Origin of the sequence: Allocoprococcus comes (assembly GCF_013300725.1) — a bacterium.
GTDB lineage: Bacteria > Bacillota > Clostridia > Lachnospirales > Lachnospiraceae > Allocoprococcus > Allocoprococcus comes_A.
Genome location: NZ_JAAIMM010000024.1, coordinates 44,274 through 53,854, shown reverse-complemented (window position 1 = coordinate 53,854; position 9,581 = coordinate 44,274). Strand labels below are relative to the sequence as shown.

Annotated in this window: 12 protein-coding genes, 7 tRNA genes and 1 pseudogene; 10 read left to right on the top strand and 10 right to left on the bottom strand. The window is 41.0% G+C overall.

Going from position 1 to position 9,581, the window contains the following annotated elements; all coding sequences use genetic code 11:
• The first annotated feature begins 123 nt into the window (after window positions 1-123).
• Window positions 124-195, top strand: a tRNA-Asn gene (locus G4407_RS12540).
• 109 nt (window positions 196-304) lie between these two features.
• On the opposite strand, the gene G4407_RS12535 is transcribed toward G4407_RS12540, so the two are convergent.
• A complete protein-coding gene (locus G4407_RS12535; RefSeq protein WP_330586076.1) occupies window positions 305-1,054 on the bottom strand; it encodes an aminotransferase-like domain-containing protein in 750 nt (249 codons plus the stop codon).
• A gap of 45 nt (window positions 1,055-1,099) precedes the next feature.
• Here G4407_RS12535 and G4407_RS12530 point away from each other — a divergent pair.
• The 3 genes and pseudogenes from G4407_RS12530 to G4407_RS12520 all read left to right on the top strand — a co-directional run.
• Window positions 1,100-1,483 (top strand): annotated as a pseudogene (locus tag G4407_RS12530) (beta/alpha barrel domain-containing protein); the annotation flags it as partial.
• Window positions 1,483-2,055, top strand: coding sequence for a pyridoxal 5'-phosphate synthase glutaminase subunit PdxT (gene pdxT / locus G4407_RS12525; protein ID WP_173689169.1), 573 nt, complete (start codon window positions 1,483-1,485; stop codon window positions 2,053-2,055). The pseudogene G4407_RS12530 and the gene pdxT, both read left to right, overlap by 1 nt.
• A 114-nt stretch (window positions 2,056-2,169) precedes the next feature.
• Entirely contained in the window at window positions 2,170-3,084 is a 915-nt protein-coding gene (locus G4407_RS12520; RefSeq protein ID WP_173689168.1) for a DMT family transporter, read from the top strand.
• Between the two features lie 46 nt (window positions 3,085-3,130).
• Here G4407_RS12520 and G4407_RS12515 read toward each other — a convergent pair whose 3' ends face one another.
• The 3 genes from G4407_RS12515 to G4407_RS12505 form a co-directional block, all read right to left on the bottom strand.
• Complete coding sequence (locus G4407_RS12515) at window positions 3,131-3,274, bottom strand: hypothetical protein (protein WP_173689167.1); 144 nt, start codon at window positions 3,272-3,274, stop codon at window positions 3,131-3,133.
• A 164-nt stretch (window positions 3,275-3,438) separates the two neighbouring features.
• Window positions 3,439-4,143 carry a response regulator gene (locus G4407_RS12510; RefSeq protein ID WP_173689166.1) on the bottom strand — a complete coding sequence of 235 codons (705 nt, stop codon included), beginning with the start codon at window positions 4,141-4,143 and terminating at the stop codon, window positions 3,439-3,441.
• Window positions 4,128-5,216, bottom strand: a complete 1,089-nt coding sequence (locus G4407_RS12505; RefSeq protein WP_173689165.1) for a sensor histidine kinase — start codon at window positions 5,214-5,216, stop codon at window positions 4,128-4,130. The genes G4407_RS12510 and G4407_RS12505 overlap by 16 nt, the downstream gene beginning before the upstream one ends.
• 196 nt (window positions 5,217-5,412) lie before the next feature.
• Here G4407_RS12505 and G4407_RS12500 point away from each other — a divergent pair, with 196 nt between their 5' ends.
• Window positions 5,413-5,871 carry an RrF2 family transcriptional regulator gene (locus tag G4407_RS12500; protein ID WP_173689164.1) on the top strand — a complete coding sequence of 153 codons (459 nt, stop codon included), beginning with the start codon at window positions 5,413-5,415 and terminating at the stop codon, window positions 5,869-5,871.
• Window positions 5,862-6,170 carry a thioredoxin gene (gene trxA, locus G4407_RS12495; protein ID WP_173689163.1) on the top strand — a complete coding sequence of 103 codons (309 nt, stop codon included), beginning with the start codon at window positions 5,862-5,864 and terminating at the stop codon, window positions 6,168-6,170. The genes G4407_RS12500 and trxA overlap by 10 nt, the downstream gene beginning before the upstream one ends.
• A gap of 297 nt (window positions 6,171-6,467) precedes the next feature.
• On the opposite strand, the gene G4407_RS12490 is transcribed toward trxA, so the two are convergent.
• The 6 genes from G4407_RS12490 to G4407_RS12465 form a co-directional block, all read right to left on the bottom strand.
• A tRNA-Leu gene (locus tag G4407_RS12490) sits at window positions 6,468-6,553 on the bottom strand.
• Between the two features lie 26 nt (window positions 6,554-6,579).
• Window positions 6,580-6,652: transfer RNA gene (locus tag G4407_RS12485), tRNA-Val, on the bottom strand.
• A 22-nt stretch (window positions 6,653-6,674) separates the two neighbouring features.
• Window positions 6,675-6,748: transfer RNA gene (locus G4407_RS12480), tRNA-Asp, on the bottom strand.
• A gap of 19 nt (window positions 6,749-6,767) precedes the next feature.
• Window positions 6,768-6,841: transfer RNA gene (locus G4407_RS12475), tRNA-Ile, on the bottom strand.
• Between the two features lie 28 nt (window positions 6,842-6,869).
• Window positions 6,870-6,942: transfer RNA gene (locus tag G4407_RS12470), tRNA-Thr, on the bottom strand.
• A gap of 35 nt (window positions 6,943-6,977) precedes the next feature.
• Window positions 6,978-7,049, bottom strand: a tRNA-Glu gene (locus G4407_RS12465).
• 136 nt (window positions 7,050-7,185) lie between these two features.
• Here G4407_RS12465 and G4407_RS12460 point away from each other — a divergent pair.
• From G4407_RS12460 to G4407_RS12445, 4 genes are all read left to right on the top strand, one after another.
• Window positions 7,186-7,434: a hypothetical protein gene (locus G4407_RS12460; RefSeq protein ID WP_173689162.1), complete on the top strand. Its 249-nt coding sequence runs from the start codon at window positions 7,186-7,188 to the stop codon at window positions 7,432-7,434.
• A gap of 187 nt (window positions 7,435-7,621) precedes the next feature.
• Window positions 7,622-7,963: a PadR family transcriptional regulator gene (locus tag G4407_RS12455; RefSeq protein WP_173689161.1), complete on the top strand. Its 342-nt coding sequence runs from the start codon at window positions 7,622-7,624 to the stop codon at window positions 7,961-7,963.
• On the top strand, window positions 7,950-9,296 hold the full coding sequence (locus tag G4407_RS12450; RefSeq protein ID WP_173689160.1) for an FtsW/RodA/SpoVE family cell cycle protein: 1,347 nt from the start codon (window positions 7,950-7,952) through the stop codon (window positions 9,294-9,296). Before G4407_RS12455 ends, G4407_RS12450 begins: the two co-directional genes overlap by 14 nt.
• A 27-nt stretch (window positions 9,297-9,323) precedes the next feature.
• Complete coding sequence (locus G4407_RS12445) at window positions 9,324-9,497, top strand: chorismate--pyruvate lyase (RefSeq protein ID WP_173689159.1); 174 nt, start codon at window positions 9,324-9,326, stop codon at window positions 9,495-9,497.
• Window positions 9,498-9,581: the final 84 nt, after the last annotated feature.

The following is a 9,581-nucleotide window of genomic DNA, read 5'->3' as shown; positions in this document are numbered from 1 at the left end:
GCTGACTGTTACTAATCGGTCGAGGGCATAACCAAGAAGGTAGGACAGGGTAAGAGAAAATGGATGGAGTAAAGATTTAAGTTTGTATGTGGTTTTGAAGGTACATGAAAGTATCTTTAATATTCCTCGATAGCTCAGCGGTAGAGCATTCGGCTGTTAACCGAAGGGTCGTTGGTTCGAACCCAACTCGGGGAGTTAAAAACTGTAAGCAAGTGCTTACAGTTTTTTATTTGCGAAAAATAAGTAATCTCATGAATTCAATCCCTCTGTAAACTTAACGTTCTACAGAGGGATTTTGATTTCATTATTTAACAATCTGATATAGAGATTCAGCAATCTGATCAAGATTATTCAGGTTGATAGAAGAGTAATTCATTACATAAGTATTTAGAACAGAAGAGTCAGTAAAACCATTATAGTAGGCGGATAGAGGTGCAAGTTTAATTCCTTTGGAGCGCGCTGCCAGCAGAAGCTGTTCTTCGGTCTTAGGTGTATTGATATGCATTAGAAAATGGACACCGGACTCCTCTTCTGTGATTGTAATATATTTGTCCAGAGGACTGTTTTTAAAAGTAGATAAAATAGAATCCCGTTTTGTCTGATAGTAGTTTCGGAGACGGTTTATGTGTTTTTCAAAACTTCCATTCGCCATGAATTTAGCCAGAGCATATTGTTCAAAATTTGAAACCGTGCAGGAATAAAAGGAAAGAGTTTCATAATATTTTTCTGCAAGTGTCTCAGGAAGGATCATATAACTGATTCGGACAGTCGAAGACAGTGTTTTTGTAAAGGTATTGATATAAATAATGTGGCCGGAAACATCAATACTTTGCAGCGTAGGAACAGGTTTTCCAGATAAACGAAGTTCACTGTCATAATCGTCTTCTATAATATACCGGTCTGGTTTCCGGGCAGCCCATCCGAGTAGTTCATATCGTCTGCTGATCGGCATTACAATTCCGGTGGGAAAGTGATGGGACGGTGAGATATGAATGACAGAGATATTCTGATTTTCCAGTGAAGATACAGAAATGCCTTCTTTATCAATATCAATATAGTGGTATGGAACATGAAAGCTTTCATAGATTTTCGCCGTTTAATGATGAACAGCGAGATTGCAAAGATTACAAGTATGAGGGAAGATGAACTTTTTGAGGCGGCCAAACAGCTTCAGGTTCCATATGAACTGGTAGCATATGTACATGAAAAGGGAAAACTTCCGGTGGTAAATTTTGCGGCAGGAGGTGTAGCTACACCGGCAGATGCAGCACTTATGATGCAGCTTGGAGCAGAAGGTGTATTTGTTGGATCTGGTATTTTCAAGTCTGGAAATCCGGAAAAAAGAGCATCTGCAATTGTACAGGCGGTAACAAATTATACAGATGCAAAACTGATCGCAGAACTTTCAAAAGACCTCGGAGAAGCCATGGTAGGAATTAACGAGCAGGAAATTGAACTTTTGATGGCAGAAAGAGGAAAATAATGAAAATAGGCGTATTGGCATTGCAGGGAACTTTTATTGAGCATGAAAAAATGCTTGAAAAACTTGGAGCTGACTGCGTAGAGCTTAGAAAGGCAGAAAATCTGGAACAGGATTTTGACGGACTGGTTCTTCCAGGAGGAGAAAGTACGGTTCAGGGAAAACTTTTAAGAGAACTTGGAATGTATGAGATCCTGAAAGAAAAAATTGAGAATGGAATGCCGGTACTGGCAACCTGTGCGGGAATGATTCTTCTGGCTGAAAACCTGGAAAATGATGAACTAAAGCATTTTGGAACTTTACCGGTTTGCGTAAAGAGAAACGCATATGGAAGGCAGCTTGGAAGTTTTCATACGGAAGCTGAGGTAAAAGGAATTGGAATTGTACCAATGACATTTATCCGGGCGCCATATGTAGAGTCTGCTGAAAAGAATGTGGAAGTTCTTGCGGTTGTTGAAGGAAAAACGGTTGGTGTAAGATATGGCAATCAGCTTGCATTTGCGTTTCATCCGGAACTGGATGAAGATATCAGAATCCATCAAAAATTTTTAGATATAGTAAAAGATTCAGTCTGATTTAGACTGGACAGTCCTGCATATTTGTATTATAGTAAAAGCAGTATTTCGAGGGTGATTGCGCAACAATGCTTGTTGCGTTATCATCCTTTTTGGATATAAGGAGGCAGGATAATGAAAAAACTTGCATCAGGAATGGTAATTCTGGCAGGGATACTTTGGGGAAGCATGGGGATTTTTGTACGCAAGTTTGAAAAATGTGGATTAGAATCCCTGGATATTGTTGCTGTAAGGGCAATTGCCACGACATGTATATTGTTTTTCTTTTTGCTATTTTATAACAGAAGCTTATTAAAGATAAAGTTCAAAGATTTGTGGTGTTTTCTGGGAACTGGATTATTAAGTATTGTATTTTTTAATTATTGTTATTTCAGAGCGATTACGATGACTTCACTATCTGTTGCAGCGGTACTTCTTTATACGGCACCGGCTTTTGTTATGGTTCTTTCATATTTTTTATTTCACGAAAAATTTACAGGAAGAAAATCAATTGCATTGGTACTTACTTTTGTCGGTTGTGTGTTTGTTACTGGAATTATTGGAAGTTCACAGGCACTTAGTGGAAAAGGAATTTTAATAGGTATTGGTGCTGGATTTGGATATGCATTATATTCAATTTTTGGTCGCTTTGCATTAGAAAAAGGATATGATAGTTTTACAATTTCGTTCTATACCTTTTTTGTTGCGGCAATCGGTGTGATTCCTTTATGCAATTTTGAAAAAGTACTCAAAGTAAGCTGCGCAAGCATAAAAATGATGGGATGGTCATTATTATTTGGTTTCTTAAGTACAGTGCTTGCATTTTGCCTGTATACTGCCGGCCTTAAAAATATGGATAATGGAAAAGCTTCTATTTTGGCATCAGTTGAGCCGGTTGCAGCTACCCTGATTGGTGTAATATTATATAAAGAAACTTTATCAGCAGGAGAAATATTCGGGGTTATTCTTGTGATGGTAGCAATTGTAATGTGTAATCTTACAAATAAAGAAAAAAATAATAGAACAAAGATGACGAATGCCGGAACATGAATTGCTCCGGCATTCTTATTTGGAATTAGGATGTTAAACGAAACAGCTACTTCATGATCGGGATACCTTTGGCAACCCGGCGATAGATCTTCCATACAATTGTGAATGGAAGACTGATACAAATATAAAGTGTAGAAAAAAGACCTGCAAAGCCTCCAATTATAACCAAAAGTAACATTCCAATATTCATGTCTCTCTCACTCCAGTTCTTTGTATTTCTTTTGACAAAGATATTTTATGAAAAAATTTATGGTTTGAAAAGAGATTGAAAGCTTTCTTAGCAGAACTTTAACGACATACTCTGATCATGAGAGTGCAATATAATCTCTCGTGCTTATGCCATGCGGAACCGGACTAATGCTCTTCACTCATACGGTATCCGACACCAACTTCAGTAAAAATATATTTAGGATCTGCCGGATTTGTTTCTATTTTACGGCGTATGTTTGTCATATTTACGCGGAGAATCCGGTTATTATCGTCGGCATAAGGTCCCCATACATTATTGATAATCGAAGAGTAGGTCATAACTTTTCCGCAGTTTTGTGCAAGAAATACCAGGATTTTATACTCGATAGGAGTGAGGTGAACAATTTCTCCACAGATGGTAAGAGTACGTTTTTCAAAATCGAGTACCAGGTCGCCGCATTTGTAAGGGCGGAAGAGCTGATCGGATGAAGTATTCATCCGGTTGCTGTGTCTGAGTGAGGTACGGATACGGGCAAGGAGTTCTGCGGAGCCGAACGGTCTGGTGATATAGTCATCAGCTCCGAGATCAAGCGCTTTTACCTTTTCACGCTCATTTGTGCGGGCGGAGATGACGATGATCGGGCAGTCAGACCAATCACGAACCTGCCGGATGATCGTCTGCCCATCCATATCCGGGAGCCCGAGATCAAGAAGAATGAGATCAGGACAGATGGAATTTATCAGCTGAAGTCCCTCGGTACCGGTTGCGGCAGTTGTTACTTTATAATTGTGTCCGTACAAAAGCTTTGTTACAAATGCAAGGATATTTCGTTCATCTTCGATAAAAAGAATGTTTACTTTTGGCTGCATGGAATGTTTTCCTCCTCATCTTTTGGTAATGTAAACAGAAATAAAGCACCATTGGTGTGATTTTTGGCTTCGATATAACCACTGTGTGCGTCAATGATCGTCTTGCAGATTGATAAGCCGATCCCCATACCCTTGTGGGAGTCGACAGAACCGGTATTGTGGCAGATGCCACTGAAAATATCCGGAATATCGTCCGGGTTCAGACCGTGTCCGAAATCTTTGACGCAGAAGGCTACGTGGTCCGGATGATCTGTGACGGTAAGCTCCGGAGCATGGCTGCTTCCTGAATGGATCAATGCATTTTCAAGAAGGTTGATCAGCACTTGTTCGATCAGAATTGCGTCCATTGGAATCATCAGAAAATCATCCGGAACATGGACGACAATGCTTGCTGAAGGAAATCTTTTTTTCAGACGCTGTACCGCTTCTGAGACGACTTCTTCTACGATTTCCGGTGTTTTATTGACCTGGTGTGTAACGGTATCATTGATTCTTGTTACACTGAGAAGATTTTCAACCATATTGAGGAGCCAGCTGGAGTCATTTTCAATATTTTCAAGAAGCTCTTTTTTTTCTGCATCTGATAAGATGGAACCATCAGAAAGAAGAGAGGAAGTGGTTCCAATAATGCTGGTCAGTGGTGTACGCAGATCATGGGAAACTGCACGGAGCAGGTTGGCACGAAGGGATTCCTGACGTGCGATCTGTACTTGTTTTTCCTGCTTTGCAAGAATTTCTGTCTGTTTCTTCAGACGGGAGGTGGTTGCTGTGGTGAGCAGTGTAATGATCAACATTCCGATAAATGTGACCGGATAGCCGCTCAATGTGAAATTCAGTCGGAAAAACGGATAGGTAAAGAAGAAATTGATACAGATTACGGAGAAAACAGAAGAAAAGAGGCCGTACAGGTATCCGTTCGTATATCGTGCAATCAAGATCTGGGCAATAATATAAAGTAATGCAATGTTTGCAGTATTTTCAGAAACGAATGAGAAAAAAAGAAAGGCAAGTGCGGTTGCGATGCCAAGTAGTGTGAGTGTAAAAAGTGTATTGTTATGTAATAATTTATTCATAGCAGATAATCCTCATAAATAAACAAAATTTTCACAAAAAAACTATCATATTTCCTCGCAAATGTCAACAGGGATAAAAAATCATAACAAAATCCAGGCAAAGAGGTTGACATGGAAAACTGTATGTGATATTGTTACAGTATAAAATGTAATTAAAAAAATTACAGTTTAACATATAAGAAATGAGGGGAGAAGCGTGACAAGCGAATTTGCAATAGCAGTTCATGCACTTGTATTTCTGGATCGCAGCAATGCTACTATTGCAAGTGAAGAACTCGCAGATAATGTATGTACAAATCCTGTATGCATACGCAGAGTGATGGGAAAACTAAAAAAAGCCGGTCTGATCGAGACAAGAGAAGGCATGGGAGGCGGTTACCGGATCGCAAAAGCAAATTCGGAGATTACGCTGAGGCAGATCAGTGACGCATTGGAGAATACGCTTGTAAAAGCATCCTGGCGTTCAGGAAACCCGGATAAAAAGTGTTTGGTTGCAAGTGGGATGTCTGCAGTTATGGATGAACTTGTAACAGGGATGAACAGGAGCTGCAATGATTATCTGGAAAGAATCACGATCCAGAAAGTAGAGGAACGGCTTACTGCCCTTAAAGAAGAAAAAGATAATAAAACAGGAGGATGTCTATCATGTCAGTAATCAATTTAACAACAGAGAATTTTGAAGAAGAAGTATTAAATGCAAAAGAACCAGTACTGGTAGATTTCTGGGCAACATGGTGTGGACCATGCCAGACAATGGGACCGGTTGTTGACGAGCTTGCACAGGAGCTTACAGATATAAAGGTAGGTAAGGTGAATGTGGATGAGCAGATGGCGCTTGCCAGAGAATATAAGGTAATGTCAATTCCGGCATTTCTTGTATTCAAAGATGGAAAGGTCGCAGAGAGAACTTTAGGAGTTCAGGAAAAGAGTGAGCTGGAACAGCTGATTCGGTAAGCAGAATATAGAATAAGTTATCTAAGGATGTGCCGAGGCACATCCTTTTTGTATTTCGTGTGTCCAGCGAAGCTGGACAACACTTGCCGGTGTAAGTCTGGTCATGATAATCGCCAGTGTGCCGTGTAGTTAAAATCGGTGAGTTGTAGTAATACAGTGACCATGTATTTTCCCGTGATGATACGCATAAATTATCTTCGGTGTATCATCATAAAGTGTTCAAAGGTGTTCAAACTTTTTGAAACAAAAAAATAAGAGAAACGCTGTAAATTCAACGTTTCTCCCATTTTTAACTAATGCCGCAGACCGGAATCGAACCGGTACGGGTATCACTACCCACGGGATTTTAAGTCCCGGGCGTCTGCCAGTTCCGCCACTGCGGCATATCATTATGAAATTATAATGAAAATGGGACCAATAGGGCTCGAACCTATGACCCTCTGCTTGTAAGGCAGATGCTCTCCCAGCTGAGCTATGATCCCGAAAACTGAATAATCAGTTAAGCGACCCGAATGGGACTCGAACCCACGACCTCCGCCGTGACAGGGCGGCGCTCTAACCAACTGAGCCATCGGGCCATATGAAATTTTTAAAAAGTGGACCTTCAGGGACTCGAACCCGGGACCGATCGGTTATGAGCCGATTGCTCTAACCAGCTGAGCTAAAGGTCCAAATTAAATACGTCCCACTAAGGACAAAAGCCGATGATCGGACTCGAACCGATAACCTGCTGATTACAAATCAGCTGCTCTGCCAATTGAGCCACATCGGCATATTGCTGTGTATATACAATTGGCTTAAACCAAGTGACTCCGACGGGAATCGAACCCGTGTTACCGCCGTGAAAGGGCGATGTCTTAACCGCTTGACCACGGAGCCAAAATCAATTTTGTTGAACTGTGTTACAACAGTGACCGAAAATTATAATATCATAAGGCTATACTTTTTGCAAGTGTTTTTTTGAAAAAAGTTAAATATTTTTATTTTATTTATCAGAAGGTTTTGCAGAAATATTTTGACAGATAAAAAAGGCATGATACACCGGGGACATTTCTATTATATTAAAAAAGAATTTTTTTCAGGAAAGAGGAAAGGAGAAAAAGAATTACAGAATAAAAAAAGAGCCGATACAAAACTGTATCGGCAGAGTAGAGAGAAGATATATATAAAAGGTATAAGTCAAAGACGTATGCCTGATTTTTTAGGCGGACATCCTGATAACCTTACAGAGCTGATATCGTATAGGATTATCGGCGTCCCTTAACTTTATGCATTTAGTATAACGGGAAATTATGGAAAGAATGTGACGGGCGGATAAAGAAATCCTGAAATATCTTAAAAACTTATGAAGAAGAGATAAATTCCAGTGAAAGTATTGACGTATATAGATTGCCGATATATAATGACAAACAGATAATATATAGATGACCGATATAAGAAAGGAGAACGAGATGGCAGTTGATAAAAGCCTGATATCAGGGAGTACGACGCTTTTGATCTTAAGTCTGTTGGAAGAGAAGGATATGTATGGATATGAGATGATCGACACTCTGAAAGGAAAGTCGAACAATGTATTTGAACTGAAAGCGGGAACCTTATATCCGCTTCTGCATTCCATGGAAGAGAAAGGATGGCTTACCGTATATGAGCAGGAAGCCGGAGGCAAGATGAGGAAGTATTACCAGCTTACAAAAGAAGGAAAAAAGCAGTATAAAGTAAAAAAAGAAGAATGGAAAGAGTATTCAGAAGCTATTTTACAGGTGATCGGAGGTGTGTGCTTTGGAACGACGTGATTATCTGGAACTGCTGACAAGCCAGATCCGCTGTAAAAAGATGTGTCCGGTGATCGCACGTGAAGTGGAAGATCATATCGAAGACCAGAAACAGGCTTTTCTTGAAGAAGGAATGACAGAGGCGGAGGCAGAAAAATCTGCAGTACGTGAGATGGGCGATCCGGTTGAAGTCGGTGTGGAGATGGATCAGATCCACAGACCGAAGATGCCGTGGAAAGCAATTCTGGTGATCGCTCTGATGGAAATCCTGAGTGGAATTTTTGCGGCATTCTTTTTGCAACAAAATGAAAACTATGGATATGTTGCAGGGATCCGGCAGATATTCCGAATAGCGATAGCATTTCCGGTTATGATCATGGTGTGCTATATGGATTACAGCTGGATAGGAAAGCATGCAAGGCTTCTGACCGGTGGGTATCTGTTATTGCTGGTTCTGATGAGACATTTTTTCGCCCTTCAGGTCAATGGTGCGACAAGGTGGATTGGAGTAGGCGGCTTCATTGTAAGTCTTTCGCTGATGAGCTGGCTGTTTCTTCCATTGTATGGTGCAGTGTTGTATCAGTACCGGGGAGAAGGATATGGTGCTGTTCTTAAAGCCACAGTCTGGATGCTGCTTATCGCAGGGATCCTGATCACCTGTCCGGATCTTGTGATGGCAGGGACGGTTGGACTTTCCTGTATCTTTATGCTGATGCTTGCACTGGAAAAGGGATGGTATCAGGTTGCGGTTACAAAGGTGATGACCGGAATAGGTATCAGTGTTGTTGGAGTTCCGGTTGGCATACTGGCATATTTTTTTTTCTTTGGTGCGGAATATCAGAAAAGCCGTATCCTGGCGATGTTTACAGTGAATAAGTCAGAAATGATGGAAGGAACAACGCTTGGGGCAGTACGGGAGCTACTGTCGAAATGTATGGCAGTTGGACGCGCCACCGGAGTAGAGGACTTTTGGACTGGGGACCGTATCAGTTCCGCGGATTATATGATGCTTGGAATTGCGGGGTATTGTGGAATTCTTGTGATGGTTCTTTGTATTGCAATAATTGCCGGTTTGTTGTGCTGGTTTTTAAGAAGCACGCTGAAGCAGAAGAACCAGCTTGGTATGATGATGGGATTTGGCTGTGTGATGGTTCTGGCAATTCAGTTCCTACTGTCACTGATGGCGAACATTGGAGTATCCGGGTTCGGTCAGGGAGCCTGGTGTCTGTTCTTCGGATATGGACGAAGCGGTCAGATGGTTTCAGCAGTATTGATGGGAATTTTGCTGAGTATTTACCGGCATCAGAATGTAACTCCTGAGCTTGTAGTTGAAAAAAGAGCGACGGCGAGCTAAGATAGAAGAAAAAAGAGGAGGAACAAAATGCTGGTTTGTGATTATATTGTAGAGAGAATCGACGGAGACTATGCGATGCTGAAGCGGACCGATCTGCCGGAGGAAGAGGCAAAGATGGTAGCAAGAGCACTTCTTCCGGAAGAGATCCGGGAAGGAAGCCGCCTTCATTATGAATTACTTCAGTATACAATTGTTGAATAAAGGTATGGAAAATGGGTGTGCCCTGGGACTGGAAAGTGCCGGAGCACATTCTTTTTTTTAATGTAATTTTCTGTTTAGAAATTT

Excerpts from the sequence above, each read along its gene's own strand:
- pdxT (WP_173689169.1), top strand. The coding sequence starts at position 1,483 with ATGAAAATAGGCGTATTGGCATTGCAGGGAACTTTTATTGAGCATGAA.
- G4407_RS12520 (WP_173689168.1), top strand. The coding sequence starts at position 2,170 with ATGAAAAAACTTGCATCAGGAATGGTAATTCTGGCAGGGATACTTTGG.
- G4407_RS12515 (WP_173689167.1), bottom strand. The coding sequence starts at position 3,274 with ATGAATATTGGAATGTTACTTTTGGTTATAATTGGAGGCTTTGCAGGT.
- G4407_RS12510 (WP_173689166.1), bottom strand. The coding sequence starts at position 4,143 with ATGCAGCCAAAAGTAAACATTCTTTTTATCGAAGATGAACGAAATATC.
- G4407_RS12505 (WP_173689165.1), bottom strand. The coding sequence starts at position 5,216 with ATGAATAAATTATTACATAACAATACACTTTTTACACTCACACTACTT.
- trxA (WP_173689163.1), top strand. The coding sequence starts at position 5,862 with ATGTCAGTAATCAATTTAACAACAGAGAATTTTGAAGAAGAAGTATTA.
- G4407_RS12455 (WP_173689161.1), top strand. The coding sequence starts at position 7,622 with ATGGCAGTTGATAAAAGCCTGATATCAGGGAGTACGACGCTTTTGATC.
- G4407_RS12445 (WP_173689159.1), top strand. The coding sequence starts at position 9,324 with ATGCTGGTTTGTGATTATATTGTAGAGAGAATCGACGGAGACTATGCG.